Annotated in this window: 29 protein-coding genes; 19 read left to right on the top strand and 10 right to left on the bottom strand. The window is 71.4% G+C overall.

The window, feature by feature from the left end:
- The first annotated feature begins 33 nt into the window (after positions 1-33).
- On the top strand, positions 34-1,302 hold the full coding sequence (locus ACIRD3_RS25975) for a hydrolase (RefSeq protein ID WP_402221060.1): 1,269 nt from the start codon (positions 34-36) through the stop codon (positions 1,300-1,302).
- Positions 1,303-1,622: 320 nt separating this feature from the next.
- Here the strand turns inward: ACIRD3_RS25975 and ACIRD3_RS25970 are convergent, their stop codons facing one another.
- From ACIRD3_RS25970 to ACIRD3_RS25940, 7 genes are all read right to left on the bottom strand, one after another.
- Positions 1,623-2,297, bottom strand: a complete 675-nt coding sequence (locus ACIRD3_RS25970) for a response regulator (protein ID WP_402221057.1) — start codon at positions 2,295-2,297, stop codon at positions 1,623-1,625.
- Positions 2,290-4,830 carry an ATP-binding protein gene (locus ACIRD3_RS25965; RefSeq protein ID WP_402221055.1) on the bottom strand — a complete coding sequence of 847 codons (2,541 nt, stop codon included), beginning with the start codon at positions 4,828-4,830 and terminating at the stop codon, positions 2,290-2,292. Before ACIRD3_RS25965 ends, ACIRD3_RS25970 begins: the two co-directional genes overlap by 8 nt.
- A gap of 136 nt (positions 4,831-4,966) precedes the next feature.
- Positions 4,967-5,602 (bottom strand): potassium-transporting ATPase subunit KdpC, encoded by a 636-nt coding sequence (gene kdpC, locus ACIRD3_RS25960; RefSeq protein ID WP_402221052.1) that lies wholly within the window; start codon positions 5,600-5,602, stop codon positions 4,967-4,969.
- A 22-nt stretch (positions 5,603-5,624) separates the two neighbouring features.
- Positions 5,625-7,763 carry a potassium-transporting ATPase subunit KdpB gene (kdpB, locus tag ACIRD3_RS25955; RefSeq protein WP_402221050.1) on the bottom strand — a complete coding sequence of 713 codons (2,139 nt, stop codon included), beginning with the start codon at positions 7,761-7,763 and terminating at the stop codon, positions 5,625-5,627.
- Positions 7,763-9,427, bottom strand: coding sequence for a potassium-transporting ATPase subunit KdpA (kdpA, locus tag ACIRD3_RS25950; protein WP_402221048.1), 1,665 nt, complete (start codon positions 9,425-9,427; stop codon positions 7,763-7,765). The genes kdpB and kdpA overlap by 1 nt, the downstream gene beginning before the upstream one ends.
- Before the next feature lies 1 nt (position 9,428).
- Positions 9,429-9,518, bottom strand: a complete 90-nt coding sequence (gene kdpF, locus ACIRD3_RS25945) for a K(+)-transporting ATPase subunit F (RefSeq protein ID WP_402221046.1) — start codon at positions 9,516-9,518, stop codon at positions 9,429-9,431.
- Between the two features lie 440 nt (positions 9,519-9,958).
- Positions 9,959-11,791: an APC family permease gene (locus ACIRD3_RS25940; protein WP_402221044.1), complete on the bottom strand. Its 1,833-nt coding sequence runs from the start codon at positions 11,789-11,791 to the stop codon at positions 9,959-9,961.
- Between the two features lie 671 nt (positions 11,792-12,462).
- Between ACIRD3_RS25940 and ACIRD3_RS25935 the strand changes: the two genes are divergently transcribed.
- Genes ACIRD3_RS25935 through ACIRD3_RS25925 form a run of 3 tightly spaced genes read left to right on the top strand, consistent with a single transcriptional unit; the run spans position 12,463 to position 13,918 of the window.
- Positions 12,463-12,954 carry a DUF6932 family protein gene (locus tag ACIRD3_RS25935; protein ID WP_402221042.1) on the top strand — a complete coding sequence of 164 codons (492 nt, stop codon included), beginning with the start codon at positions 12,463-12,465 and terminating at the stop codon, positions 12,952-12,954.
- Positions 12,951-13,496 (top strand): helix-turn-helix domain-containing protein, encoded by a 546-nt coding sequence (locus ACIRD3_RS25930; RefSeq protein WP_402221039.1) that lies wholly within the window; start codon positions 12,951-12,953, stop codon positions 13,494-13,496. The genes ACIRD3_RS25935 and ACIRD3_RS25930 overlap by 4 nt, the downstream gene beginning before the upstream one ends.
- Positions 13,493-13,918 carry a hypothetical protein gene (locus tag ACIRD3_RS25925; RefSeq protein ID WP_402221037.1) on the top strand — a complete coding sequence of 142 codons (426 nt, stop codon included), beginning with the start codon at positions 13,493-13,495 and terminating at the stop codon, positions 13,916-13,918. Before ACIRD3_RS25930 ends, ACIRD3_RS25925 begins: the two co-directional genes overlap by 4 nt.
- Before the next feature lie 67 nt (positions 13,919-13,985).
- On the opposite strand, the gene ACIRD3_RS25920 is transcribed toward ACIRD3_RS25925, so the two are convergent.
- Together ACIRD3_RS25920 and ACIRD3_RS25915 are read right to left on the bottom strand one after the other, a co-directional pair.
- Positions 13,986-14,672 carry an HAD family hydrolase gene (locus ACIRD3_RS25920; RefSeq protein WP_402221034.1) on the bottom strand — a complete coding sequence of 229 codons (687 nt, stop codon included), beginning with the start codon at positions 14,670-14,672 and terminating at the stop codon, positions 13,986-13,988.
- Positions 14,669-15,517 (bottom strand): GntR family transcriptional regulator, encoded by an 849-nt coding sequence (locus ACIRD3_RS25915; RefSeq protein WP_402221032.1) that lies wholly within the window; start codon positions 15,515-15,517, stop codon positions 14,669-14,671. Before ACIRD3_RS25915 ends, ACIRD3_RS25920 begins: the two co-directional genes overlap by 4 nt.
- A gap of 484 nt (positions 15,518-16,001) precedes the next feature.
- Here ACIRD3_RS25915 and ACIRD3_RS25910 point away from each other — a divergent pair, with 484 nt between their 5' ends.
- On the top strand, positions 16,002-16,280 hold the full coding sequence (locus tag ACIRD3_RS25910) for a hypothetical protein (protein WP_402221029.1): 279 nt from the start codon (positions 16,002-16,004) through the stop codon (positions 16,278-16,280).
- Positions 16,281-16,325: 45 nt separating this feature from the next.
- On the opposite strand, the gene ACIRD3_RS25905 is transcribed toward ACIRD3_RS25910, so the two are convergent.
- A complete protein-coding gene (locus ACIRD3_RS25905; RefSeq protein ID WP_402221027.1) occupies positions 16,326-16,466 on the bottom strand; it encodes a hypothetical protein in 141 nt (46 codons plus the stop codon).
- A gap of 1 nt (position 16,467) precedes the next feature.
- Between ACIRD3_RS25905 and ACIRD3_RS25900 the strand changes: the two genes are divergently transcribed.
- From ACIRD3_RS25900 to ACIRD3_RS25835, 14 genes are all read left to right on the top strand, one after another.
- Positions 16,468-17,388, top strand: coding sequence for a DUF2637 domain-containing protein (locus ACIRD3_RS25900; RefSeq protein WP_402221024.1), 921 nt, complete (start codon positions 16,468-16,470; stop codon positions 17,386-17,388).
- Entirely contained in the window at positions 17,385-17,732 is a 348-nt protein-coding gene (locus tag ACIRD3_RS25895; protein ID WP_402221022.1) for a hypothetical protein, read from the top strand. Before ACIRD3_RS25900 ends, ACIRD3_RS25895 begins: the two co-directional genes overlap by 4 nt.
- A 133-nt stretch (positions 17,733-17,865) precedes the next feature.
- A complete protein-coding gene (locus ACIRD3_RS25890) occupies positions 17,866-17,988 on the top strand; it encodes a hypothetical protein (protein ID WP_402221020.1) in 123 nt (40 codons plus the stop codon).
- On the top strand, positions 17,985-18,230 hold the full coding sequence (locus ACIRD3_RS25885) for a hypothetical protein (protein ID WP_402221017.1): 246 nt from the start codon (positions 17,985-17,987) through the stop codon (positions 18,228-18,230). Before ACIRD3_RS25890 ends, ACIRD3_RS25885 begins: the two co-directional genes overlap by 4 nt.
- Positions 18,230-18,403, top strand: a complete 174-nt coding sequence (locus ACIRD3_RS25880; protein ID WP_402221015.1) for a hypothetical protein — start codon at positions 18,230-18,232, stop codon at positions 18,401-18,403. The genes ACIRD3_RS25885 and ACIRD3_RS25880 overlap by 1 nt, the downstream gene beginning before the upstream one ends.
- A gap of 150 nt (positions 18,404-18,553) precedes the next feature.
- Positions 18,554-19,561, top strand: coding sequence for a hypothetical protein (locus ACIRD3_RS25875; protein ID WP_402221012.1), 1,008 nt, complete (start codon positions 18,554-18,556; stop codon positions 19,559-19,561).
- A 23-nt stretch (positions 19,562-19,584) separates the two neighbouring features.
- On the top strand, positions 19,585-19,992 hold the full coding sequence (locus tag ACIRD3_RS25870) for a hypothetical protein (RefSeq protein WP_402221010.1): 408 nt from the start codon (positions 19,585-19,587) through the stop codon (positions 19,990-19,992).
- Between the two features lie 29 nt (positions 19,993-20,021).
- Complete coding sequence (locus tag ACIRD3_RS25865; protein WP_402221007.1) at positions 20,022-20,999, top strand: hypothetical protein; 978 nt, start codon at positions 20,022-20,024, stop codon at positions 20,997-20,999.
- A gap of 25 nt (positions 21,000-21,024) precedes the next feature.
- On the top strand, positions 21,025-21,192 hold the full coding sequence (locus ACIRD3_RS25860) for a hypothetical protein (RefSeq protein ID WP_402221004.1): 168 nt from the start codon (positions 21,025-21,027) through the stop codon (positions 21,190-21,192).
- A 35-nt stretch (positions 21,193-21,227) separates the two neighbouring features.
- A complete protein-coding gene (locus ACIRD3_RS25855; RefSeq protein ID WP_402221001.1) occupies positions 21,228-21,398 on the top strand; it encodes a hypothetical protein in 171 nt (56 codons plus the stop codon).
- 102 nt (positions 21,399-21,500) lie between these two features.
- Positions 21,501-21,788 (top strand): hypothetical protein, encoded by a 288-nt coding sequence (locus ACIRD3_RS25850; protein ID WP_402220998.1) that lies wholly within the window; start codon positions 21,501-21,503, stop codon positions 21,786-21,788.
- Entirely contained in the window at positions 21,785-23,782 is a 1,998-nt protein-coding gene (locus ACIRD3_RS25845) for a DUF3987 domain-containing protein (protein ID WP_402220996.1), read from the top strand. The genes ACIRD3_RS25850 and ACIRD3_RS25845 overlap by 4 nt, the downstream gene beginning before the upstream one ends.
- Positions 23,783-24,039: 257 nt before the next feature.
- A complete protein-coding gene (locus ACIRD3_RS25840) occupies positions 24,040-24,225 on the top strand; it encodes a helix-turn-helix transcriptional regulator (RefSeq protein WP_402220993.1) in 186 nt (61 codons plus the stop codon).
- Positions 24,225-25,619, top strand: a complete 1,395-nt coding sequence (locus ACIRD3_RS25835) for a tyrosine-type recombinase/integrase (RefSeq protein ID WP_402220991.1) — start codon at positions 24,225-24,227, stop codon at positions 25,617-25,619. Before ACIRD3_RS25840 ends, ACIRD3_RS25835 begins: the two co-directional genes overlap by 1 nt.
- Positions 25,620-25,655 lie beyond the last annotated feature (36 nt).

The following is a 25,655-nucleotide window of genomic DNA, read 5'->3' as shown; positions in this document are numbered from 1 at the left end:
CGACCGCACGGGCGGCGCGAGAGGGGGCCGGCGATGGACAGCCCAGCCGCCGACGGGCCGCACCACGGGCCCGGCCCGGCGGCCAACCCGCTCGGGCACGGCCCGGTCCTGCTGCTCACCGGCGCCCGGCTGGCCGACGGGCGGGTGGTGGACGTCCGGATCAGCGGCGACCGGATCCAGGCCGTCGGCACCGTCGGCAGCCTCGGCCCGCTGCCCGCCCTGCCGGGCGCGCCCACCGTCACCACCGGCGCCCGGATCGACCTCAAGGGCTATCTGCTGCTCCCGGCCCCCGCCGAGGCCCACGCCCACTACGACACCGCCTTCTCCGCCGCCCTGCCCGCCCCGCCGCCGGACACCCAGACCGACCTCACCCGCCGGGTCACCGAGGCCGCGCTCACCTCGCTCGGCTACGGCGCCACCGCCCAGCGCACCCACGTCCGGATCGGCGACGTGCACGGGCTGCGCCGACTGGAGGCGGTGCTCACGGCCCGGCAGGCGCTGCGCGGGCTGGCCGAGCTGCAGGCGGTGGCGATGCCCCGGCTGCTCACCGGCCGGGCCGGCGCGGACGGCCGGGCACAGCTGCGCGAGGCGCTCAAACTGGGCGCCACGGCGGCCGGCGGCTGCCCGGAGTTGGACCCGGACCCGGCCGGGTACGTCCAGCTGCTGCTGGAGGCCGCCCGGGAGGCGGACTGCCCGGTGGACCTGCACACCACCGCCGCCGACGCGCCCCAACTCGCCCGGCTGGCGGGCGCCTTGGCCCCGCTCCGGCCGCGGGTGACGCTCGGACCGTGCGGCGCGCTGGCCCGGGGCGCGTCGACGGTGCTGGCGACCAGCGGGGTGCGGGTGGTCTGCCTGCCGCAGAACGGCGGCTGCGCCGGCCTGGAGGGCCGGGCGGTGGGCCTGCGGCCGGGCCTGCTGCGGGAGTTGGCGGCGGCACGGGTGCCGCTGGCGGCCGGCAGCGGGGCGCTGCGCGACCCGTCCAATCCGGTCGGCCGGGCGGATCCGCTGGAGTCGGCGTACCTGCTGGCGGCGGGCGGCGAGTTGGACCCGGAGGCGGCGTACGACGCGGTCGCCAACCAGGCCCGGGCCGCGCTCGGGCTGCCACCGGTCCGGGTGGACGCCGGGTTCCCGGCGGAGCTGTTGGCGGTGCGCGGTGACAGCCTGGCCGGGGCGCTCGCGGGCGGGCACAGCCGGCTGGTGGTGCACAGCGGCCGGGTGGTCAGCCGGACCAGCGCGGTACGGGAGTTCGCGGACACCGTGGCGCTGGCGCTGCCGCGGCAGTCCGGGAGCACGGAGGACTGAGCCGTACGGTCCCGGCCGCACGGGCCGCGGGGCGTACGGCCGAAGGCGTACGGGCCAAGGCGCACGGGCGAAGGCGCACGGGCAGAACGAGACGGACAAAAGGGGCGCGCGGCACAAGGCCGCGCGCCCCTCCCCCACCTGCCGGCCGCCGTTCGACGGCGGCGTGAGCGGCCCCTGGTCTCCCCCACACGGAGCAGGACCCGCCCGGTTCGGTACCGACGCTACGCCCACGGAACACCGCGCCCGGCCGCCCTTGACGGCCTCCTGTCGTGTCCGGCACGGCTCTTGACGGCTCGTTGACGCACCGGGCGCCCGGGCGGCTACGGCACGTAGCGGTACCCGATCCCCGGCTCGGTGATCAGGTGCCGCGGCCGGGCCGGGTCGCGCTCCAGCTTGCGGCGCAGCCCTGCGAGGTAGACCCGCAGGTAGTTGCCGCGCCCCTCCTGGGCCGGTCCCCACACCTCGCGCAGGATCTGCCGCCCGGGCACCAGCCGACCGGGGTTGGCGAGCAGCAGAGCGAGGATCCGCCACTCGGTCGGGGTGAGCCGTACGGCGCCGGCGGGGCCGCTCACCGTGGTGGCGGCGAGGTCCACGGTGTGGTCGCCGATCACCGGCCGGGCCGGCGGGACGCCGCCCAGCGGTCGGCGCAGCACGGCGCGCAGCCGGGCCAGCAGTTCGTCCATCAGGAACGGTTTGGTGAGGTAGTCGTCGGCGCCCGCGTCCAGGGCGCCGACCTTGTCGGCGGCGTCGCTCCGGCCGGAGAGCACGATGATCGGCATCGCGCTGTGGGTGCGCAGGCCGCGCAGCACGTCCATGCCGTCGAGGTCGGGCAGGCCGAGGTCGAGCAGGACGGCGTCCGGGAGCGCGTGCGCGGCGCGGTCGAGCGCCTCGCCGCCGCTGGCGGCGGTGCGGACGGCGTAGTGCCGGGCGCTGAGGTTGATCCGCAGGGTGCGCAGTAGGGCCGGTTCGTCGTCGACGATCAGGATTTCACTCATGCGCCGGAGGCTCCTCCCGGGTCGCGGCTGGCAGGGTGAGCAGCATCGTGGTTCCGCCGCCGGGGGTGTCCTCGACCTCCAGGCTGCCGCCCATGGCCTCGGCGAGGCCGCGGGAGAGCGCGAGGCCGAGGCCGACGCCGGTGGTGTTGTCGGTGTCGCCGAGGCGCTGGAAGGGCAGGAAGACCCGGTCGCGGTCCTCGGGGGCGATGCCGGGGCCGCGGTCGATCACCCGGATCTCGACCTGCTCGGCGTGGTGGCTGGCCGTGACCAGGACGGGTGCGCCGGGGGCGTTGTGGCGCAGCGCGTTGGTGATGACGTTGGCGAGCACGCGTTCCAGCAGCGGGGGGTCGGCGAGCACCGCCGGGGCGGTGTCGAGGTCGAGCGGCTGGACCGGTGCGTAGGGGTCGGGGAGGCTGTCGAGCGCCCGGGGCAGGATCTCGTCCAGGTGGGTCTCGGTGAGGTGCAGGGTGAGGGCGCCGGCCTGGAGGCGGCTCATGTCGAGCAGGTTGTCGACCAGCCGGGTGAGCTTGACCAGGGATTCGTCGGCGGTGGCGAGGAGTTCGGCCTGGTCCTCGGGCGAGAACTCGACGTCGGGGCTGCGCAGCGAGCCGACCGAGGCGCGGGCGGCGGCGAGCGGGGTGCGCAGGTCGTGGCTGACGGCGGCGAGCAGGGCGGTGCGCATCCGGTCGGCGGCCTTGATCGGCTCGACCTCGGCGGCGACCACGGCCAGCCGGTCGCGTTCCAGGGCGGCGGCGACGTGGGCGGCGAAGGCGGTGAGCACGCGCTGGTCGGCGGCGGGCAGCCGGCGGCCGGTGAGCACCAGGACGGCGTCCGCGCCGACCGGCACCTCGGTGGTCTCCTGCGGGCCGTCGTCCTGGTGCTCGCCCTCGCTGTGCGCGAGCACCTCGCCGTCGGTGCGGGAGAGCAGCGCGACCGCCCCCATGCCGAAGGCCGTCCGGGACTTCTCCAGCAGGGCGGGCAGCGCGTCGGCGCCGCGCAGCACGCTGCCCGCCAGGGTGGAGAGGGTCTCGGCCTCGGCGGTGGCGCGGGCGGCCCGGGCGGTGAGCCGGCCGGCGTGGTCGACCACGGTGGAGACGGCGAGCGCGATGGCGGCGAAGACCACCAGGGCGACGATGTTGTTGGTCTCGCCGATGGTCAGGCTGTGGATCGGCGGGATGAAGTAGTAGTTCAGCAGCACGGAGGCGACGAGCGCGGCCACCAGGGCGGACATCGCGCCGCCGAGCAGGGCGACGATGACCACGCCGAGCTGGAAGATCAGCGCGTCGGTGGTGAGGTTGATCCGGTGGTGCGCCTGGGAGAGCGCGGCGGTGAGCAGCCAGGGCAGGGCGAGGCCGGCCGCGTAGCCGAGGACGGTGCGGCGCCGGGAGTGGCGGCGGCCGAGCGCGGGCAGTCGGCCGCGGCCGGTGAACTCGTGGGTGACCATGTGGACGTCGATGTCCTCGGAGGCGTCCACGGTGGTCTGCCCGGTGCCGGGGCCGGTGAGGAAGCGGTTGATCCGGCCGCGGCGGCTGGTGCCGAGCACCAGCTGGGTGGCGTCGTGGGCGCGGGCGAAGGCGAGCAGCGCGGTGGGGACGTCGTCGCCGATCACCACGTGGTAGCTGCCGCCGAGGGTCTCCACGAGCTGCCGCTGCTGGGCGAGCGCGCCGGAGGAGGCCCCGGCCAGGCCGTCGCTGCGGGAGACGTGGACGGCCAGCAGCTCGCCGCCGGCCGTGCGGTCGGCGATCCGGGCGGCGCGGCGGATCAGGGTCTCGCCCTCGGGGCCGCCGGTGAGGGCGACCACGACGCGCTCCCGGGTCTCCCAGACCCGGTCGATCTTGTGGCTGGCCCGGTAGTCGCGCAGTCCCTCGTCGACCCGCCCGGCGACCCAGAGCAGGGCGAGTTCGCGCAGGGCGGTGAGGTTGCCGACCCGGAAGTAGTTGGAGAGCGCGGCGTCCACCTTCTCCGCCTTGTAGACGTTGCCGTGGGCCATCCGCCGGCGCAGCGCCTGCGGGGCCATGTCGACGAGCTCGATCTGGTCGGCCCGGCGGACCACCTCGTCCGGGACGGTCTCGCGCTGGGGGATGCCGGTGATCTTCCGGACGACGTCGTTCAGCGATTCCAGGTGCTGGATGTTGACGGTGGTGATGACGTCGATCCCGGCGGCGAGCAGTTCCTCGACGTCCTGCCAGCGCTTGGCGTGCCGGCCGCCGGGGATGTTGGTGTGCGCCAGTTCGTCGACCAGGACGACGGACGGGCGGCGGGCGAGCACCGCGTCGAGGTCCATCTCCTCGAACTCGGCGTCCCGGTAGGAGCGGTGGGCCCTCGGCAGGACCTCCAGGCCGGCCAGCATGTCCTCGGTGCGGCGCCGGCCGTGGCACTCGATGTACCCGACCACGACGTCCGACCCGCGCTCCTGTCTGCGCCGGGCCTCGTCCAGCATCCGGTAGGTCTTGCCGACCCCCGGCGCGGAGCCGAGGTACACCCTCAGCCGGCCGCCGCGGATGCCGGCGCCGGGGGTGAGGTCGCGGGCCATGGCCACTGCTCTTTCCATCGTGGGTCGGGCGCCCCTCGGGGGGCGTACGCGCGGACACGGGTCGGGGCCGGCCCGGGTGCGGGAGGACGTCTCCCGCACCCGGGCCGGCCCGGTCACTCTGCTGCCTGACGTATCGTCACTTCTGCTCGCCGAGAGCCTTGTTGAGCAGGACGACGTTGACCGCCTCGTTGCCGAGGAAGCCGGCCGAACGGCTCTCGGTGTACGTGTCGACCAGCTGGTTCACCTTCTCCGCCGGCAGGTTGCGGGCCTTGGCGACGCGGTTGACCTGCTCCTTGGCGTAGGCCTTGGAGATGTCCGGGTCGAGGCCGGAGCCGGAGGCGGTCAGCGCGTCGGCCGGCACGCTCGCCGGATCGACGCCGTCGAACTCGGCGACGGCGGCGCGACGGTCGTTGACGGCCTTCAGCAGGTCCTCGCTGTTGGGGCCCTGGTTGGAGGCGCCGGAGGAGGAGGCGTCGTAGCCGGTCCCGGCGGCGGAGGGGCGGGGCTGGAACCACTTCGGGTCCGGCTTGGCCTCCTCCTTCGGGTCGTCCGGGTTGGCCTTGGGCAGGTTGAAGTTCTGGCCCAGCAGGCTGGACCCGACCTCCTTGCCGTCGGCCTTCACGATCGAGCCGTTGGCCTTGTCGCTGAAGGCCACCTGGGAGATGCCGGTGACCAGCAGCGGGTAGGCGACTCCGAGGATCACGGTCAGCACCAGCAGCGCGCGCAGCGCGGTGACGTGGGTGCGGACGGAGGTCGGCAGGGGCTTGGACATGGTGTTTCTCTCCTTCCCTGCGTCAGCTGAGGCCGGGGATGAACTGGACGATCAGGTCGATCAGCTTGATGCCGACGAACGGCACCACCAGGCCGCCGAACCCGTAGATCCCGATGTTGCGGCGCAGCAGCGAGCTGGCGTCGGACGGGCGGTAGCGCACGCCGCGCAGGGCGAGCGGGATCAGGCCGATGATGACCAGGGCGTTGAAGACGATCGCCGAGGTGATCGCGGACTGCGGGCTGTGCAGGCCCATGACGTTGAGGTGGCTCAGGCCCGGGTAGACCCCGGCGAACATCGCGGGGATGATCGCGAAGTACTTGGCCACGTCGTTGGCGATGGAGAAGGTGGTCAGCGCACCGCGGGTGATCAGCAGCTGCTTGCCGATCTCCACGATCTCGATCAGCTTGGTCGGGTTGGAGTCCAGGTCGACCATGTTGCCGGCCTCCTTGGCCGCCATGGTCCCGGTGTTCATCGCGACGCCGACGTCGGCCTGGGCGAGCGCGGGGGCGTCGTTGGTGCCGTCGCCGGTCATCGCGACCAGCTTGCCGCCCTCCTGCTCCTTCTTGATCAGGGCCATCTTGTCCTCGGGGGTGGCCTCGGCGAGGAAGTCGTCCACGCCCGCCTCCTCCGCGATCGCCTTGGCGGTCAGCGGGTTGTCACCCGTGATCATGATGGTCTTGATGCCCATCCGGCGGAGCTCGTCGAAGCGCTCCCGCATGCCCTCCTTGACCACGTCCTTGAGGTGGATGACCCCCAGGACCCGGGCGGGCCGGTCACCGATCCTGGTGGCCACGACCAGCGGGGTGCCACCGGCGGCGGAGATGCCGTCGACCAGGGTGGACACCTCGTCGGTGACCCGGCCGCCGTTCTCGGTGACCCAGGTGGACACGGCCGCGGCGGCGCCCTTGCGGACCTGGTGGACGCCGTCGGCCTCCTCCAGGTCCACCCCCGACATCCGGGTCTGGGCGGTGAACGGCACCCAGGTGGCGTGCGTCAACTCGCCCTGGGCGCGGGCCCGCAGGCCGTACTCGGTCTTGGCCAGGACCACGATCGAGCGGCCCTCGGGGGTCTCGTCCGCGAGGGAGGAGAGCTGCGCGGCACTGGCGAGCTCGTCGGTGGAGACGCCGCTCACCGAGAGGAACTCGGCGGCCTGCCGGTTGCCCAGGGTGATGGTGCCGGTCTTGTCGAGCAGCAGGGTGTTGACGTCGCCGGCGGCCTCGACGGCGCGGCCGGACATCGCCAGCACGTTGCGCTGCACCAGCCGGTCCATGCCGGCGATGCCGATCGCGGAGAGCAGCGCGCCGATGGTGGTCGGGATGAGCGCGACGATCAGGGCGACCAGGACGATCATCGACTGCGGGGCGCCCGCGTAGGTGGCCATCGGCTGCAGGGTCACCACGGCGACCAGGAAGACGATGGTCAGCGAGGCCAGCAGGATGTTGAGCGCGATCTCGTTCGGCGTCTTCTGCCGGGCGGCGCCCTCCACCAGGGCGATCATCCGGTCGATGAACGACTTGCCGGGCTCGGACGCGATCTTCACCACGATCCGGTCGGACAGCACCTTGGTGCCGCCCGTGACGGCGCTGCGGTCGCCGCCGGACTCCCGGATGACCGGCGCGGACTCACCGGTGATCGCCGACTCGTCCACGGAGGCGACGCCCTCGACCACGTCACCGTCGCCGGGGATGACCTGCCCGGCCTCGACCACGACGTGGTCGCCGAGCCGGAGCGCGGTGCCGGGCACCTCCTCCTCGTCCTGGGTGGCGGGCCAGTTCGTCAGCCGGCGGGCGACGCTCTCGGTCTTGGTCTTGCGCAGCGTGTCCGCCTGGGCCTTGCCGCGGCCCTCGGCGACGGCCTCGGCCAGGTTGGCGAAGACCGTGGTGAGCCAGAGCCACACGGTGATGGCCCAGGCGAACACCGACGGATCGGCGATCGCGGAGACGGTGGTGACCACCGAGCCCACCTCGACCACGAACATCACCGGGTTCTTGACCATCACCCGGGGGTCGAGCTTCTTCACCGCGTCCGGCAGGGACGCGACGATCAGCTTCGGGTCGAGGAGGCCGCTGGCCACTCTGTGCGGCGCGGCGGGCTCGGCAGCGGTCTTGTCGGCCCGGCCGGTCCGGTCGGCCGGTGCGGGGTTGAGCGTGGGGGTGGACATCAGGAGGTGAGACCTTCCGCGATCGGCCCGAGAGCCAGGGCCGGGAAGTAGGTGAGGCCGACGACGATCAGGATCACGCCCGACAGCAGGCCCACGAACAGCGGCTTGTGGGTGGGCAGGGTGCCCGGGGTGGCCGGGACCGGCTGCTGCTGGGCGAGCGAGCCCGCCAGCGCCAGGACGAAGACGATCGGCAGCAGACGGCCGAAGATCATCGCCAGGCCCAGCGCGGTGTCGTACCAGTCGGTGTTGACGGTGATGCCGCCGAAGGCCGAGCCGTTGTTGTTGGCGGCGGAGGTGAAGGCGTACAGCACCTCCGAGAAGCCGTGGGCGCCCGAGTTGAGCATCCCGGCCCGCTCGCCCGGCAGGGCCATCGCCACACCCGTGCCGACCAGCACGATCGTCGGCGTGGTCAGGATGTACAGCGAGGCGAACTTCATCTCCCGGCCGCCGAGCTTCTTGCCCAGGTACTCGGGGGTGCGCCCGACCATCAGGCCGGCCACGAACACCGCCACGACCGCCAGCACGAGCATGCCGTACAGACCGGAGCCGGTACCGCCGGGCGCGATCTCGCCCAGCATCATGTTGAAGACCGTCAGCCCGCCGCCGAACGGCGTGTACGAGTCGTGGAAGGAGTTCACCGCGCCGGTCGAGGTCAGCGTCGTCGAGGCGGCGAACAGCGAGCTGGCGGCGATGCCGAAGCGCTGCTCCTTGCCCTCCATCGCGGCGCCCGCGGCCTGCAGCGCACTGCCGGAGTGCTGGGACTCGGCGAAGGTGAGCAGGGCGGTCGAGGCGATCCAGAACAGGCCCATCACGGCGACGATCGCGTAGCCCTGGCGGTTGTCGCCGACCATCCGGCCGAAGGTCCGGGGCAGGGCGAACGGGATCACCAGCAGCAGGAAGATCTCGACCAGGTTGGAGAAGCCGTTGGGGTTCTCGAAGGGGTGCGCCGAGTTGGCGTTGAAGAAGCCGCCGCCGTTGGTGCCGAGCAGCTTGATGACCTCCTGGGAGGCCACCGGGCCGCCGGGGATCTTCTGCACCTCGCCGCTGAGCGTGGTGACCTCGTGGAAGCCGTGGAAGTTCTGGATCACGCCGGAGGCGGCCAGGACCAGGGCGAACACGATCGAGATCGGCAGCAGCAGCCGCAGGGTGATCCGGACCAGGTCGACCCAGAAGTTGCCGACCCGGTCGGTCCGGTTGCGGGTGAAGCCCCGGATCAGCGCGGCGACGACGGCTATGCCGACGGCCGCGGAGACGAAGTTCTGCACCGCCAGGCCGGCCATCTGCGCCAGGTGGCCCATCGCCTGCTCGCCCGAGTAGGACTGCCAGTTGGTGTTGGCGACGAACGAGATCGCGGTGTTCCAGGCCTGGTGGCCCTCCATCTGCGGAACGCCCAGGTTCAGCAGCAGGTAGCCCTGGAGGCGGATCAGGCCGTACAGGAAGAGGACGGAGACCGCCGAGAAGGCCAGCACCGAGCGCAGGTACACCGGCCAGCGCTGATCGGCGTCGCCGTCGACGCCGATCACCTTGTAGATGCCGCGCTCGACTCTGAGGTGCTTGGAGGTGGTGAGCAGCCTGGCGACGTAGTCGCCGAGGGGGCGGTAGCACAGGGCCAGCGCGCCGACGATGGCGAGGGCCTGCAGCCAGCCCGCGAGAGTGGATCCCATGTCAGAACTTCTCCGGGAAGATCAGCGCCACGACGAGATAGCCGACGAGCGCGACGGCCACGATCAGACCAGTGACGTTCTCGACGCTCACAGCTTCTCCACCCCCCGAGCGATCAGGGCGATGACGGCGAACACGGCGACCGTGACACCGACGTAGATGAGATCGGACATGGGCTCCACCAGCGTGGTTCGGAGGATGCCGCGACCGGGCCGAGGGGCTCGCGCGGCGCCGGCGGACGACCGGCAGATGCAGCAAACCAGCCGTCAGGGGCGCGTTATCGGGCCCTGACGCCCTCCATACGGGTGACGGCGCCGCGTTGACGCGACCTTGACGCGAAAGGGTGGTGGGACGGCGAACGGCCCCGGGCGGCAGCCTGCCGCCCGGGGCCGTCCAACGGTTTCCCGCCGGTCACCTCCCCATCGCCCGGTCGCGTCCCCGGTCGCCTCGCGGTCACCTCCGCATCGCCCGGTCGCGTCTTCGGTCGCAGCGCCCGGTCGCGTCTCCGGCCGCAGCACCCGGTCACACCGCCGTCACATCCGCATCCGCAGCCGGCAGACCACCGCGTCGGTGTGCCGGCGCAGCGCGCGGTCGATCACGGCGCCGCGCCGGTTCTGCAGCGCCCGCTGCCACCAGCGGGCGGGCTCCACCTCGGGGATCAGCACGGTCAGCCGGTCGTAGGCGTGCTCCGACCCGAGCTCGTTGACGAAGTCGGCGATGGGCCTTCCCAGGCGCCGGTGGTCGTCCGGGATCTCCACCAGCGGGACGCCCGGCTGCCACAGCTCCCAGTCCCGGCGCAGCGCCTCCGCGGCGGTCGGCTCGTGCACCACGGTGACCGCCATGACCTCGTCGCCGAGCGAGAGCGCCGCCGACAGGCCGTCCCGGGTGAGCCGGGTGATCGCCGTCACCGGGACGACGACCAGACTCCGCTGCCGGGTCACCGGGCCGGGCACCCGGCCCAGCTCCAGCCGCTCGCCGATCCGCCCGTAGCTGCGGTGGACCGCCTCGAACAGCACCACCAGCAGCGGCAGGGCGACCACGATGCCCCAGGCGCCCTCGGTGAACTTGGTGCCGGTGACGACCAGGGCGGCGACACCGGTGAGCAGCGCGCCGAAGCCGTTCAGCGCGGCCTTCCACCGCCAGCCGTCCGGCCGGTGCAGGACCCAGTGCCGGACCATGCCGACCTGACAGACGGTGAACCCGACGAAGACGCCGATCGAGAACAGCGGTACCAGGCTGTTGACGTCCCCGCCGGAGCCGACCAGCAGCGCCGCCGACACCGCGGCCAGGAACAGCACGCCGTACCGGTACACCTGGCGGTCGGCGCGCAGCGCGAACACGTGCGGGAGGTGGTTGTCCCGGGCGAGCAGGTCGAGCAGCACCGGCAGGCCGCCGAAGGAGGTGTTGGCGGCCAGTCCGAGCAGGACCACGGTGGCGAACTGGACGACGTAGAAGCCGGCGCCGTGGCCGAGCGAGGCGTCGGCGAGCTGGGCGAGCACCGTGACGCCCTCGACCGGCCGCAGGTGGAAGCGCCCGATCAGCACGGCCAGCCCGATCAGCATCACGCCGAGCAGCGCACCCAGCGCGACCTCGGTGTGCTGGGCGCGCTTGACCCGCGGGGTGCGGAAGGAGGGGACGGCGTTGGCCACCGCCTCCACGCCGGTCAGCGCGGAGCAGCCGGCCGCGAAGGACTTGAGCAGCAGCAGCGCGCCCACGGTGGTGGCGTTCTCGGCGAGCGACGAGGCGTGCCCGGCGGCGGCCGCGGTGCTGGCCGGGCCGTCCCGGAACAGGCCGACCACGATGATCGCCAGGATCGACAGCACGAAGACGGCCGTCGGCGCCATGAACCAGCGCGCCGACTCGGCGATCCCGCGCAGGTTCACCAGGGTCACCAGCGCGAGCACGCCCAGGCACAGCCAGACCCGCTGGCCGTACAGGCCCGGCACGGCCGAGGTGAGCGCGGCCACGCCGGCGGTGACCGAGACCGCGACGTTCAGCACGTAGTCGATCACCAGCGAGGCGGCCGCGGTCAGCGCCGTCCGACGGCCCAGGTGCGCCTTGGCGACCGCGTAGGAGCCGCCGCCGTCCGGGAACGCCGCGATCACCTGCCGGTAGGAGGCGACCAGCACCGCCAGCAGGACGGCGATCGCCACGGTCACCGGCAGCGTGAAGCCCAGCCCGTACGCGCCGGCCGCGGCCAGCACCAGGACGATCGACTCCGGCCCGTACGCGACGGAGGCCATCGCGTCCAGCGAGAGCGCCGCCAGTCCGCCGAGCGCGCTGAGCCGGTGCCGCTCGTCGCCCGCGCCGGTGTCCGGAGGCTCGGGTTCGGCCGTGACGGCCGGGGTGGTGGTGGCGCTGGACATCGGACGGAACCTCCGCGGGTCGGCAGTTGCTCCGATCCTGCGGTCCGCGCTCCCGCCCCTCCCCCGGCCCCTACGCGTTCCTGACGCGGCCACGAGCGGCTTTGACGCGCCCTTGACGCACCGGCCGCGCGACGTCCGGGGGCTGTTGGCGGGGGTGGGCGAGCCGTTGTCCCGGCGGGCGCCGGTTGGGAAGACGATCAGCTCAGTCGAAGGACTCCCACCCCCGGGCCCCACTCTGCTGCCTGCACCCAGCAATTGCAAGTAATGCGCAATAACTCCACCCGTCCGCGCCGGGGAAAACGAAACAGGCCCTGATCTGCGTTTCCGCAGATCAGGGCCTGTTCTCTATCCTGTGGCTGGTGCAGGGTTCGAACCTGCGTAGCTTGCGCGACAGATTTACAGGCCGCTGACCAGGCATGTTCTGACCTGCGGACTCTTGATCGCGGACCGGATCTGGTCCGTCACCGGTCCGGATCATGATCTCTGGACCACACAACCCGCCCGGCGGCAACCCCTGACACCGGCCCGCCCCTTGTGCGCGCCAGGCGACGGCGGCAGGTTGCCCTCTCGCAGCCCACCCCAGGCCGTGCCGGCAACCCTCGGGGCCATCAAACCTTCCATTCCTATTCACTCATGTGATCAAGTTCATAATCAGACCATCGAGGCGTAGCGTGGTCAACCGCACCGCCCTCCTGACACAACCTCGAAGTTGGGTTACGCTCTTGTCGCTGCCCTCGCTCAACCCGTCTGGCCTCCTGCCCCCTGGCGACCACGAGGCGTCATGGAACGAGCTCGACCGTGCCTTCGGAACTAACTTCAAGCGCAAAGACCTCATGGTCAACTTGCACCACACGGTGAAGAGTCTCGTTGACCTGGGAGTCACCGAGATCTACATCGACGGCTCCTTTGTCACCGCGAAGGAGCGCCCGAGAGATGTCGAAGTTATCTACGTCCCGCCGAGTGGAGCAGATACGTCCACCTGGGGCTTGTTCTCTTTTGGCCAGCACGAAATGCTCAAGCGGATGCATAAGATTGACTTGTGGCCATATCCCTCGCCGCAGCCCACAGTCACAGGGTGGGTCACCATAAAGGACTTCTTCTCCACAGATCGCGACGGCACGCCCAAGGGAATCATTCGCCTGAACCTGGAGGGGTTCTCATGATCCGAAATGAGCGTCAGCTTGGTGTCGCCAAGAAAAAGATCACGGAACTCCGAGAGGCTGCGGAGAGCGCATCTAGCGACGAGCGGGCGGTGTGGATGACGCTGGCCAGCAAGCTCGCCTACGAGATCGACGAGTATGAATCAATCAAGCGCGGAGAGACCGTCACGTTCGAGATTCGAGGACTCGATGACGTACCCGATGCACTCATCAAGGCGCGAATCTCAAAGCGGCTAAATCAGGCCGAGCTTGCTGAAATTCTAGGCGTCACAGAACAAATGGTACAAAAGGACGAATCTGGCGGCTACGAAAATGCGCGCTTCTCGCGCATGGCAGATGTTGCAGACGCCTTGGGATACGAATTGGTTGGCCGCTTGCAGCCTGCTGGCAAACCCCATGTCACCCTACTCAGCGCTTCCCCATCAACGCCGGTAGTCCGACCTTCAACAGTCATTTTGTCCACCCCCACACCAAGCGTTGTCCAGACAGCCGTCGGACAGGCAGCCATTACTGTCGTCACCTCGATTGGATCCGCAGTCACATGAAGATCGACCATGTCATCCTCGCAGAGGGGGCAGCAGCAGATCTGCGGGGCGCGCTCACGCTCGTGGGGGTCAACCAGCGTGTTGTGAACGCCCCAAGCCTCCCGTTCAGCTTCAAACAGTCCCTGGCCATCACATTCACTTCGGGCCCGGCAAGTACAGCCAACGAGGCAGCGCAAAACGGCCAGCTTTCGGTAGCCGTCACAGGCCCGGGCGGCGACACAACATTTGCAGTTTCAACAGCGATTCCGATTGCGCCATCGGCGCGCAAGGATGCGCCATCGATTGGCCATATTCTGCTTGAACTGCCGATCTCGGGAACGAGCCACGGGACTTACCGAGTTAGTGTGACTTGGGAAGCCCCGGAGGACGATCGCGACACACGCAATATCGACCTCTATGTTGTAGCCCCCGAGCAAGCATAGCCGCGAGAATGCTTTGGCTCGGCTAGATTTTCACCGAGCCACTGAGCCCGCTTTCGCCTAATGATACTTACGTAATCATCGTGGCAATTTCCTCCAAGGAGCTCACCACAACCACCGCTCCAGCAACAGCCAAGCGTTCCGCTTTCCCCGGTTTGTTGGCATAGCCGATCGTCGGGACGTCGGCGGCCTCCCCGGCTTCGACATCGCGGGTTGCGTCGCCGATGAAAATGCAATGCTCCGGCCCGATGCTTGCGGCTTCCACCGCTTCGAGCAGAAGGCGCGGACTAGGCTTCATGGATGAAGGGTCACCCGGGACGCGACCAAAGACGCCAGCCACGTATTTGCTGAGGCCGTGCTCGGCGAGGTAGGACTCGATGGCCGCGCCCGCGTTATTGCTAACCACGGACACTAGGCGGCCGGAGCGGGCACAGGCATGGAGAACCGATTCTCCGCCCGGGGTCGGGCGGGCGACCCGGACGGCTTCGGTCTCCAGCGCGGCCAGTGCGGCATCCGTGCCCTCCGTGAGGTCAGGACGAGCGTCCGCGATCAACCGCAGCAGGGCGAGTGGGTCGCTCTCCTCCTCCGCCCCGGCCGGGGCCTGCTCGCCCGCGGCGAGCAGGCCCTCACGGAGTCGGCGCGCGACCTCCGGGGCGGGGAGGCCGGCGAAGACCGAGCACACCGGGCCGTCGAAGTCGAGGAGGACGTGCTTCACCGGCCGCAGCACGTCGGCGAGTTGCTGAGGGGTGGCGGTCATGGCTGGCGCTCGTAGGCGATGGTGTTCCACACGCTGTCGAACCACATCTGGGCCTGCTGGACATACTGCGATCCGAGCGAAGCGTCGTCCGGGCCGGCGGCGTGGTGGAACAGGGTGGTGTCCTTGCCGGTCACGTCGTAGAAGGTGTGGGCGGTGTCGTCGATCGACATGGTGCGCTCGCGGAGCGGGTAGAAGCCGAAGAAGGCCTCCGACCGGTTCAGGATGTACAGCTTGAACAGGCTGGACGCCCGGTGGACCTTGACCTGGACGCTTGCCTTCTGGACCAGGCCCAACTCGGCCAGCATCTCCACGGAGTGCGCGATGCCGCCGGCGTTCGTCAGGGCGATGTTGCGGGCGCGCTGCCGGAGCGCGGCTTCGTCCTGGAGCCCGTCGACCAGGACCGGCACGGCCATCGGCATCATGGTGTCCGGCAGCAGCAGGCGGACCGTGATGGACTCTGGCGCCAGCCGGCCGGAGCGGACCTTGTCGAGTGGCTCCTGCAGCGCGTTGTGCAGCGTCTCGCTGGAGAAGCCGGCGAAGTCGAGAGTCACCTGCTGCTGCTCGAAGGCCGCCTCCAGGTGCGGGCGAAGCCCGACCGGGCGCGAGGTGCGTTCCCGCACGAAGGAGCCGCTCCCCTGCCGGGTCACGATCAGCCCTTCGGTGCGGAGCAGGTCGAGCGCCTTGTCCACCGTGCCGCGCGCCACGCCGAAGTGCTTCGCCAGCTCGGGGCCGGAGGGGAGCTTGTCGCCGGTCTCGAAGCCCGGCTTCTTCGTGAGGATCGAGGCCCGCAGAGAGCTGCCGACCTGCTGATACGGGGGGCGAGAGTCATCCGGGTCCAGAGCCATGGGCCAATGCTAGGGGAGGTGCCCAACAGGCGCGAGAAACCCAACTCTCTTGACCTGCCTAAGCAGGTTGTCTATGTTGTGCATGTCGCACCGAGTGAGACAGGGGTGACACAGAGGGGCCTTCTTTGGGCTGCTCTGAGCTGCACGAATGCGCCTATGGGGATAGGCGAAGGGGCCCGGGACAGATCGGGCCGAGGTCGACCGCGCCTTGGCATGCGGATGGCATGGACCGAAAGGTCCGCGTCTGCCCTGAAAGACGCACCTCCCGCCAGCTCACCGCCGGACTTCCCGGCGCCGGAGCGGGCGTGGTCTCAGCGAACGAGTGTCTTTGGTCCCCGATCCGCGCGCCGTCTGCGGCGGGTCGGGGGTCATGGCTGCTCGTGACGTGACGAGTAGCTGGCCCTGGATTCGGGGCCGCCGCGCATTCCTTGGCCGGGCGCGCGGCAGCCCCTGGGGCCCACCTCCCACTGGAAGAGGTAGATCCGTGAAGTCGATTGTTGCAGGTCAACACGCCTTGGGCGCCGAGGAGTTCGCGGAGCTGGCGTTGGGCGTGGACGAGGAGCTGTTCGCCGGCGTGACCGGCGAGTCGGCGATCGAGCGCCAGGCCCGGTTGGACGTGGCGTACGCGGTGCTGGCGGACCTGCGCCGGGAGGACCCGGAGCTGGCCGCCTACGCGGAGCGGCTGCTGGACATGGCGCCGGTGCCGCTGCGGCGCCCGGCGGTCATCCGCCGCACCACCGGCGTCGAGCGGGCGGCGGCGTGAGGACCGGGCTCCCGCTCACGGCGCTCACGCCCGCTCACGACACGCTCACCGGACGCTCGCGGGGCACCGGGCGGTGGTCGTGGTGAAGGCGCCGATGAGCCCGGAGCAGATCCGCTCGGCCGAGAAGGCGTTGGCCGTGGGGACGTGGACGATCACGCTGGGCGCGGTCCTGTACAGCGTGCTCACGGTGACCCCGCTCATGTCCCACCACACCCCGAAGGACTGGGGGTGGACGGCGCCGATCCTGCCGCTGGTCGTGGACGCGGCGGTGGTGATCGTGGTCCGGATGGACAGCACGCTCGCCCGCCTCGACGGCGACGGCGGCCGCTGGCCTGTCGTGCTGCGCTGGATGACCGGCACCATGACGGTGCTGCTCAACATGGGTCAGTCCGCCCTGGAGCACGACGAAGTCGGGGTGGCGGTCCACTCGGTGGCGCCGCTGTTGCTGATCGTCACGGCGGAAACCTCCCTTGCCTACCGGCGGGCGATCGCCGCCGCGCTGGCCGCACGAGCGGCCCGTGAGCGCGATGAGCGGGCCGAGCGCGACCGCCGTCAGGAGGAGCGCCGGAAGCAGGAACGCGAGGACCGGCTGGCCGACTTCGCCCAGGCCGAGCAGCGCGAGCGCGAGCGCCGTGAGCACGACGAGCGGATGGCCGACAAGCAGCGTGAGCACGAGGAGCGCATGGCCCGCGAACAGCGGGACGAGCAGGCCCGCCGGGAAGACGCCGAGCGCGACGAACGGCGGCGCCAGCAGGACTCCGAGCGGCGTGATCGTGAGCGCCGTGAGCGCGAGGCGAGTGAGCGTGAGCGCCGTGAGCGTGAGCGTGAGCGTGAGCAGGACGCCGAGCGGGAGATCGAGCGGCTCCGGAAGGAACTCATGTCCGCGCCCGCCGTGGACGGGCGGCTGCCCGAGGACCAGGCCCGGATGAAGGTCCAGGACTGCGTCGTGGCCCGCATCCCGCAGCGCCGAGCGGTCGACCTGACCGGCTGGTCCGCCGGCTGGATCGCCAGCCGCTACCAGGAACTGCGCTCCACCGAGCGCCCCGCCCTGCACGCCGTACCCGTCACCGACGAAGAGACCACCCCGCCCGAGGAGCAGGCATCGTGACCACCGGCATCGAGACCACCGCCGTTGCCAGCAACCAGATCCGCGCCGCCGCTCTGCTGGCCATCCTCACCGCACACACCGACCTGCCCACCCCCACGCCGGCGCTGCACCGGTTCCTCCAGCCCGGCACCGACATCCCGTGGGGTGCGTGGGGCGTGAAGCTGTCGCTGCACCGCGGCCTCGACACGTTCGAGCAGTGGCGCGAGGCCCTGGGTCTGGATCCCGCCACCACCGACAACGGCGAGTACGGCACCAGCCGATGGCTGACCGCCTACGGCTTCAGCCACGGCGTCCCCGTCGAGGTGACCGGCTTCTACCCGCACGACACGGACGACGCGCGGTAGGTCGCCGACAGCGCTGGAACCTGGACGGCCCTCGCTGGATGGCCCCTGCCTGACCTGCGCCAACTGCACCGCCGTCGCGGCCCGCAGCCTCCCCACATCTGCTCCGCTGATCCTCAGCAAGGAGACCCCTGTCATGGCCCTGACCATGATCGCGCCCCCCATCCCCCCGATCACCTCCGAAGACCGCACCCGCGCCGCCGCCGGCGCCGACCGCGTGCTGACCGTCCAGGTCGGCAAAACGGGCGGTGCCCGGTGAACACCGTCCGCAACGTGCCCGGCCTGGGCATCGCCCGCCTCGACCGCGGCGGCCTCGCCTACCGCCTCTCCGAGCCGCTGACGATCGATGAGGTCGCCGACCTGCTCCGCGAGACCTGGTGCCGCCGCCTGACGGTCACCGACGCCTCCGCCGACGGCGAGCACCCCGCCGAGTTCCGCGCGCTCTGCGAGCTGGACGGCGAGCCGTTCGTCCTCGTCGGCCGGATCGGGGAGGGCGCCTGATGTTCGGCATCGGCAAGAAGCCGCCCGCCCAACCCGCACAGTCCCGCCAGCAGCGCAGGGCGAAGGCGGTTCGTGCCGCCGACCGCGCGGGCCATGCCGCCATGGACGCCAAGACCCGCCGCACCACGGCTCTGGAGGCCAACCCCGTCCGCACCTGGTGGCGCTCCTCCTGACCCGCCGTCCGGGGCCCGGCCCCAGCCGGGCCCCCTTCTCTCCCAAGAGGAGACAGCCATGATCTACCTGCTCTGCCTGCTGCTGATCCTGGTCGACGTCGGGCTCGCCGTGTGGGGCCTTTGCGAGTTGGCCCGCCGGGGGTGGCTCCGGTGACGATCCCCCCGCCCCCGACCGAGCCGCCCACCGCCGGCATGCCGACTCCCGAGCCGATGGGCGAGCGGTGGCGCAAGACCGGCCCCCGTGTCCCCGCCCCGGTCCAGCCGGAGCCCGACGTCCACATCCCGGTCCCGATCGACACCGGCCCCGCCCAGGCCGCCTCCATGGAGGACGCCGCGCAGGCGTTCTGGGCCCCGTTCGGCCGGATCCTGTCCGAGCAGGCCTCCACGATCACCTCCCAGGTCGGACAGCTCCTCACCGAGAGCGAGGCCCAGCGCGCTGCCCGCCAGCAGGTCGAGTACGAGGACCTGCTCGCCGCACAGCGTGCCCGGATGGACTCGGCGCTCGGCAAGGTCGGGGAGACCTCCAAGGAGCGCGCCGAACGCCACCGCGTCGAGGACGTCCTCGCCCCCGACCGCCCCATCCAGCGGGACGACCTGGTCGGCTTTGCCGATCTGCTCGCCGAGCGGATCTCCGAGACCCCGGAAGACCGGGCCCAGCGCCGGGAGGCCGAGCGCGAGCTCGCCAAGCAGCGCGCTCGCGCCCAGGAGGACCGGGAGCGCGCCGCGGCCGGGGAGACCCCCGCCCAGCGCGCCCTGCGCCATCGTCAGCAGCAGCTGGCCGATCGGCGCGAGGCCCGCACCCGAGCCCGCCGGCAGCAGCGCCGGGCCGCCCGCACCACCGGCCCCACCGACCGTGTCCGGCGGTTCCGGCGCTGGGCGGCCCTCACCGCGATCAGCGCGATCGGCGGCTACGCGACCGGCCTCGTCCAGATCACCACCCCCGGCGGCCCCATGGTCGGCGCGCTGCTCGCGCTCTTCGGCTGGGGGCTCGACACCCACCTTCGGGACCGGGGACGACTGCGCGTGAGCGAGGTCCGCGGCACCCGGCCGCTCACGCTCCTGGTCCTCGCTCGCATCCCGATCGCCTCCGGCCTCACCGTCGCCTGCGGCCTCGCCCCCCTCCTGGCCGCCACCGGCCACCAGCTCCACATCTACTGACCACACCAGAGGAGTTCACCACCATGTTCGGAGCCATCGGGTCCGGCGGCATGATCCTGCTCATCATCGTCGCGCTGTTCATCCACAAGAAGGGCGGCGGCAAGCTCCAGCCGGTCAAGGACCACCACGTCATCTACTGGGGCGCGGCCCTCGGCCTGCTCGCCGCCAGCGCCGGGACGGCCCTCTCGCAGATCGGCACCGTGTCCACCAGCATCAGCGACTCGATCAACTCGCAGTCCGGCACCGTCGGCCCGGTCGGCGCCGGCGCCGTCGCGCTGATCCTGCTCCTGATCGGCTTCGGCACCAAGCCGGGCATGGCCAAGGACCTGATCGTCGGCGTTGCGCTGCCCGGCGCACTGTCGACCGCCGGGGGACTGCTGGCTGTCCCGGTGACCGTCCTGGGGTCCCTGCTCCACGGGCTCGGCGCCTGATGGACAACCACCTCGCAGAATCGCTTGCCGTGCACGCCCAGGCCCTCGCTGCGTGGCGCGAGTGCCGCACCAAGGCGCAGCAGATCGAGGACCCGGAGCAGCGCGCCGCCGCGCTCCGGACCCTCGCGGGGGAGCGGCCCGTCCACCCCTACCTCGGCGGCCTCTCCCTCACCGCGCTCCGGCAGGGCAACCGCCGCATGCTGGCCCCGATCCGCACCCGGCACGCCGACGCCCGCGCCGAGCACGCCGAAACCCTCGCCGCATGGAAGACGCGGCGCACCAAGGCACAGCAGATCGAGGACCCGGAGCAGCGCGCCGCCGCGCTCGACGCGCTCAAGCGCGAGCGGCCGACCCACCCCGCTCTCCTTGCCGTCGGGTGCGCGGTGGTCTCCGCCGTCGTCCTTGCCGGCATCCCCGCCGTCCGCCAGCACGCCGGGGCCATCCTCGGCGGCGGCCTCACCCTGTGGCTGATCACCGCCCTGATCCTCGGCAACACCACCGCCCCGGAGAAGCCCAAGCAGACCCTCACCGCCGACGCCGACGTCGGCGCCTCCGAGGCCGCCGACGAGGACCAGGAGGAGGAGCCCGAGACCACCGTCCCGACCCCCGCCGACGCCCACCGGCTGACGGCCTCCCTGACGGCCCGCGAGACCTCCGTTCTGCTCACCCGGCTGGCCTCCGATCTGGCCGCCAACCACCCCGGCTGGGAAGCCTCCACCAAGGCCGTCCGGACCCTCCTCTCCGAGGCCGGCATCCCGGTCCGCGCAGGGGTCCGCACCCCGGACGGCAACGGGCCCGGTATCCACCACCAGGACGTGCCCCCGCTCCCCTCCCCCTCCCAGACCGCCCCTGTCCCCCACGTTGTTGCCAACGTTGGCGCAGGTCAGAGCGCCAACGCCAACGCCAACAACACCGACGAGTGGTCCACCCGAGAGGGGTTCGTCATGCGCGCCGACCCCGATAACCCCGCCCGAACGATCATCGTCGGCCGCGCCACCGCCGCCTGATCCACCCAACCGAAAGGCACCCGTCATGACCGACCGCTGGCCGAACAAGACCGTCCCCGAGTTCACCGACGCCGAACTCGCCACCGCGATCAAGCGGCACCAGGACGACCCCGACCCCGTGACCCAGAGCATCGTCTGCAGCTGCTGGGGCGAGTGGGAGCGCCGCCACGGGCTCACCCCGACCGAGGACTGAGCCAGAGCCTCCCCCGCACCCGAAAGGGCATCACCGTGCACGACGACTACGACGAGTTCGACGCCGCCGACTGGGCGCCGGGCGAGTGCGACCACTGCACCGGCGGCGAGCCCGTCGAAACCCCGCTCGGACTCATCTACTGCGCCTGCCAGATCGGCCAGGGCACCACGCCCGAGAACTGCCTCTGCGGCCCCGAAGACGACTGACCGACACAGCACGAAGCCCCGCAGCAACCGTCGACCTTGGCGGGTGACAGCCGGTTGCTGCGGGGCCAGTCCGATCCCTCTCAGAGACCAGAGGACTCCAGCATGCCCGGAAACACCACCGCGCCGCAGCCCCGCTGCGAAGCCGCCCACCTCGGCGACGCCAGCCCCTGCGAGGGCCCGCTCGACGCCGTGACCGTCCTCAACCGGTACGGCGACGCCGCCAAGGCGTGCGTGCACCACGGCACCCGTCTGTACGCCAGTCTCATCGGCCCGCGCGTCCAGCCCGGCAGCGTCCCCGGTGCGGCCGTCGAGGTCCACAACCGCGCCCAGACCACCTCCGCGTTCGCCTGGCTCGACCACCACCAGCTCCCCAACGAGGAGGAGCGGTGACCGAGAACTCCCTGAACGTGATCCCGTTCCGGCCGGAGCCCGCCGACGTGAAGGCCGCCGAGCAGGCCGTCATCGGCGCCGCCCTGCTCGACCCCGCCCAAATCCCCGCCCTCGCCGCCCAGCTCGGCGACCCGAGCGCGTTCTACCACCCCTCGCACGAGACGATCTGGCGCGCCATCACCCGGATGGCGGGCGGCGAGCGACCGGTCGACCCGATGCTGCTGGCCGGCGTCCTGCGCGCCCAGGGCGACCTGGGCCGCGTCGGCGGGCCCAGCTACCTTCACGCCTGCATCGAGGCGACCCCGACCGCCGCCAACGGCGACTACTACGCCGAGATCGTGCGCCTCGCCGCCGAGCGGCGCCGGATCGGCACCGCCACCAGCCGCCTCGCCAACATGGCCATGGCCGGCGAGGACCAGGCCGACCTCGACGCCGTGCGCACCGCCGCCCTCTCGGTACTCGCCGACCTCGCCGCCGGCGACACCTGGCTCGACCCCGTCCCGCTCGGCTCCCACGGCGCCTTGCCGACCTTCCCCGTGAAGGCCCTGCCCGGATGGGTCGGCGCCTACGTCGAAGCGGTCGCCGAGTTCACCCAGACCCCGCCCGACGCGGCCGCCACCATGGCCCTCGCCGCGCTGTCGACCGCCGCCGGCGGGCGGGTGAACGTGGAGATCCGGCCCGGCTGGCGCGAGCAGTCCAACCTCTACCTGACCTGCGCGATGCCCCCGGCCAGCCGCAAGTCCGACGTGTTCGCGTTCACGATGGGCCCGGTCTACAGGGTCGAAGCGGAGCTCCAGGCTGGCGCCAGGGCGGTGATCATCGAGGCCGAGACCGCCAAGGACGCTGCGCTGGCGGAGGTCGACGCCCTGATGGCCAAGGCCCGTAAGAACCCCGACCTCGACCGCACCCGGCTCATCGCGGAGATCTCCGCCGCGAAGATGCTCGCCGAGGAGATCACCGTCCCGCCGAGCCCGCGCCTGACGCTATCCGGGGACATCACCCCGGAGACCGTCACCAGCCAGCTCGCCGTTCACCGGTGCCTGGCCGCGCTCTCCCCGGAGGGCGACCTGTTCGACAGCATGGTCGGCCGCTACAGCAGCAAGCCGAACCTGGGGGTGTTCCTCCAGGCCCACAAGGGCGAGCGCCTCCAGGCCGACCGCATCACCCGCGAGCAGCCCACGGTCGACAAGCCCGCGCTCACGATCGGCGTCACCCCGCAGCCCGCCGTCCTCCAAGAACTCGGCTCCGCCCCGGGCGCCCGTGACCGGGGCCTGCTCGCCCGGTTCCTCTACTCCCTGCCGCCCTCCAACCTGGGCTACCGCAAGGTCCGTACCGCCCCTATCCCCGACAAGGTCGCGAGCGCCTACGACCGAAACCTGACCCGCCTGCTCCGCGCCATGACCGACCTCACCGAGCCGGTCACCGTGCTCATGGACCAGGCCGCCGACCTCGCCGTCGAGCGCCTCCAGGAGCGCGTGGAGGTCCAGCTCCGCCCCGACCAGCCACTCGCCCACATCAAGGACTGGGCCGGCAAACTCGTCGGCCACATCGCCCGTATCGCGGTCCTCCTCCACCTCGCCGACCACGTCGCCTCCGACCAGGACAGCAACGCCTGGCGGGCCGACCTGGAGGCCACCGCCGTCGAACGCGCCGCCCGGATCGCCGACTACTTCACCGCCCACACCCTGGCCGTGTTCGACCTCATCGCCGCCGACCCGGCCACCGAGGACGCCCACGCAATCCTCCAGTGGCTCCAGCGGCCGAAGAAGGACGGCACCCCCCGCACCCACATCAAGGCCCACGACGCCGTCGCCAGCAGCCGACGGTTCAAGAAGGTCGCCGACGTCGAGCCCGCACTGAACCTGCTCGAACAGCACGGCCACCTCCGCGCCGACCAGCCCATCCCCACCGGCCAGCGAGGCCGCCCCCAGTCCGTCACTTACCGTGTCCACCCCGCGATCGGCAACCCCGTAGACGGAGCGGAAGCCCCGTAACCGTCAGGAATGTCAGGACAAACCTCTGACCAGCCGAAACGACCCCGGACACAGCGTCAGGGATTGTCAGGGATGTCAGGGGAAGTCGCCGTTTCCCTGACATCCCTGACAATCCCTGACGCCCCGCCAGGAGCCAAACCCGCAGGTCACCAGTTTGCCCTGACATCCCTGACACTTTCCGGCCCCAACCCCCGTCCGCGCGTAGGGGCCATCACGCACCGCAACCACCATCCGTACCCGCAGACGGAGATGACTGCATGCCCAAGCCGGAGTACATGAAGCTCCCCGCCGTCCTTGCAGAGATCGAGATGTCCCGTGCCGCGTTCTACCGAATGCGCGCCCGGGGCAAGGCCCCCAGGCTCATCAAGCTGCCGAACGGGCAGCTCCGCGTGAGCCGCGCCGACCTCGACGCCTGGTGGGCGGCGCAGGAGGTGGCCGCCTGATGCCCACCTCCTACAAGGTCAAGTTCTGGGATCACCGACACCGCCCGGACCGGCGGGCCCCCTGGATGGTCCGCTGGACCGTCGCCGGGAGGGAGTTCTCCGAGTCCTTCCTCACCAAGACCGCGGCCGACGGCCGAAAGGCCGAGCTGATCTCCGCCCTCCGCGACGGGGATCCGTTCGACGTCGACCGTGGTCTGCCGATCTCCGAGCTCCGCAAGGAGAAGCAGATCACCTGGTACGAACTCGGCCGGAAGTACGTCAAGGCCCGATGGGAAGGTGCTCCGGCCAAGACCCGCACGACCTGGGCCGACGCCCTCGCCACGGTCACCTTCGAGCTGGTGAAGTCGAAGGCCGGCATGCCGGACAAGCGAATCGTCCGCCGGGCGCTCTACAGCTGGGCCTTCAACGTCAACGCCTGGGCGGAGGAGCCGCCGGCGGACTGGGCCAAGGCCCTGGCGTGGGTGCAGAAGCAGTCCGTGTCGGTCTCCGCCTTCGAGGAGCCTCCGATGGTCCGCCGCCTGCTGAACGCCCTCGCGGTGAAGCTGGACGGCAAGAAGGCCGCCCCCTCCGTGATCCTGCGCAAGCGCCGCATCCTCGGCCACCTCTTCGGCTACGCGGTGGAGGAGGGCTACCTGGCCGCCAACCCCCTCCCGACCGTCCAGTGGCAGCCGCCGGAGACCGAGGAGGAGGTCGACCCGGGCGTGGTGGTCAACGAGGACCAGGCCGCCGCGCTCATCGAGGCAGTAGGACGCCAGGGGAAGCGCGGGGCCCACCTCCGGGCCTTCTTCGCCTGCCTCTACTACGGCTGGCTGCGGCCGGCCGAGGCGGTGTTCCTCACCCTCGCGCGCTGCCACCTCCCGGTCGAGGGGTGGGGCTACGTCGTCCTGGACGAGACCCGGCCGCGAGTCGGCTCGGCCTGGACGGACGACAGGACCTCGCACGACAAGCGCGGGCTGAAGCACCGGGCTGAGAAGGCGACCCGGCGCGTCCCGATCCCGCCCGAGCTGGTGGCGATCCTGCGGGAGCACGTCGCCGCCTTCGGCGCCGCTCCCGACGGGCGGCTGTTCCGTACGTCCCGGGGCGGGATGGTGCAGGAGAGCGGGTACGGGGTCGTCTGGCAGCGGGCCCGCGCCGAGGTGCTGTCGCCCGCCGAGTGCGCCACGAAGCTCGGCAAGCGGCCGTACGACCTGCGGCACGCCGGGATCTCGCTTGGGCTGAACTCCGGGGTCGACCCGACGGAGGTCGCCCGGCGCGCGGGGCACAGCGTGGCCGTCATGCTCCGGGTCTACGCGAAGTGCCTGCACGGCACCGTCGAGTACGCGAACGAGCTGATCTCGAAGCGGCTCAACCGGAACCGTCCGGCGGCGCCGCCGACCTCGGATTCTGGTCCGTAGCTGGTCCGTACGCGCCGGTCAGCACCGGGATCCGGG

The sequence above is a fragment of the Kitasatospora sp. NPDC093550 genome (assembly GCF_044764985.1).
In the GTDB taxonomy this organism is placed as follows: Bacteria; Actinomycetota; Actinomycetes; order Streptomycetales; family Streptomycetaceae; genus Kitasatospora.
This window is presented reverse-complemented; position numbering and strand designations above follow the sequence as displayed.

Bases quoted from the DNA above. Each gene is read 5' to 3' on its own strand.
- ACIRD3_RS25975 (WP_402221060.1), top strand. From the start codon at position 34: ATGGACAGCCCAGCCGCCGACGGGCCGCACCACGGGCCCGGCCCGGCG.
- ACIRD3_RS25970 (WP_402221057.1), bottom strand. From the start codon at position 2,297: ATGAGTGAAATCCTGATCGTCGACGACGAACCGGCCCTACTGCGCACC.
- ACIRD3_RS25965 (WP_402221055.1), bottom strand. From the start codon at position 4,830: ATGGCCCGCGACCTCACCCCCGGCGCCGGCATCCGCGGCGGCCGGCTG.
- kdpC (WP_402221052.1), bottom strand. From the start codon at position 5,602: ATGTCCAAGCCCCTGCCGACCTCCGTCCGCACCCACGTCACCGCGCTG.
- kdpB (WP_402221050.1), bottom strand. From the start codon at position 7,763: ATGTCCACCCCCACGCTCAACCCCGCACCGGCCGACCGGACCGGCCGG.
- kdpA (WP_402221048.1), bottom strand. From the start codon at position 9,427: ATGGGATCCACTCTCGCGGGCTGGCTGCAGGCCCTCGCCATCGTCGGC.
- ACIRD3_RS25940 (WP_402221044.1), bottom strand. From the start codon at position 11,791: ATGTCCAGCGCCACCACCACCCCGGCCGTCACGGCCGAACCCGAGCCT.
- ACIRD3_RS25930 (WP_402221039.1), top strand. From the start codon at position 12,951: ATGATCCGAAATGAGCGTCAGCTTGGTGTCGCCAAGAAAAAGATCACG.
- ACIRD3_RS25925 (WP_402221037.1), top strand. From the start codon at position 13,493: ATGAAGATCGACCATGTCATCCTCGCAGAGGGGGCAGCAGCAGATCTG.
- ACIRD3_RS25920 (WP_402221034.1), bottom strand. From the start codon at position 14,672: ATGACCGCCACCCCTCAGCAACTCGCCGACGTGCTGCGGCCGGTGAAG.
- ACIRD3_RS25915 (WP_402221032.1), bottom strand. From the start codon at position 15,517: ATGGCTCTGGACCCGGATGACTCTCGCCCCCCGTATCAGCAGGTCGGC.
- ACIRD3_RS25890 (WP_402221020.1), top strand. From the start codon at position 17,866: ATGGCCCTGACCATGATCGCGCCCCCCATCCCCCCGATCACCTCCGAA.
- ACIRD3_RS25880 (WP_402221015.1), top strand. From the start codon at position 18,230: ATGTTCGGCATCGGCAAGAAGCCGCCCGCCCAACCCGCACAGTCCCGC.
- ACIRD3_RS25870 (WP_402221010.1), top strand. From the start codon at position 19,585: ATGTTCGGAGCCATCGGGTCCGGCGGCATGATCCTGCTCATCATCGTC.
- ACIRD3_RS25860 (WP_402221004.1), top strand. From the start codon at position 21,025: ATGACCGACCGCTGGCCGAACAAGACCGTCCCCGAGTTCACCGACGCC.
- ACIRD3_RS25850 (WP_402220998.1), top strand. From the start codon at position 21,501: ATGCCCGGAAACACCACCGCGCCGCAGCCCCGCTGCGAAGCCGCCCAC.
- ACIRD3_RS25840 (WP_402220993.1), top strand. From the start codon at position 24,040: ATGCCCAAGCCGGAGTACATGAAGCTCCCCGCCGTCCTTGCAGAGATC.
- ACIRD3_RS25835 (WP_402220991.1), top strand. From the start codon at position 24,225: ATGCCCACCTCCTACAAGGTCAAGTTCTGGGATCACCGACACCGCCCG.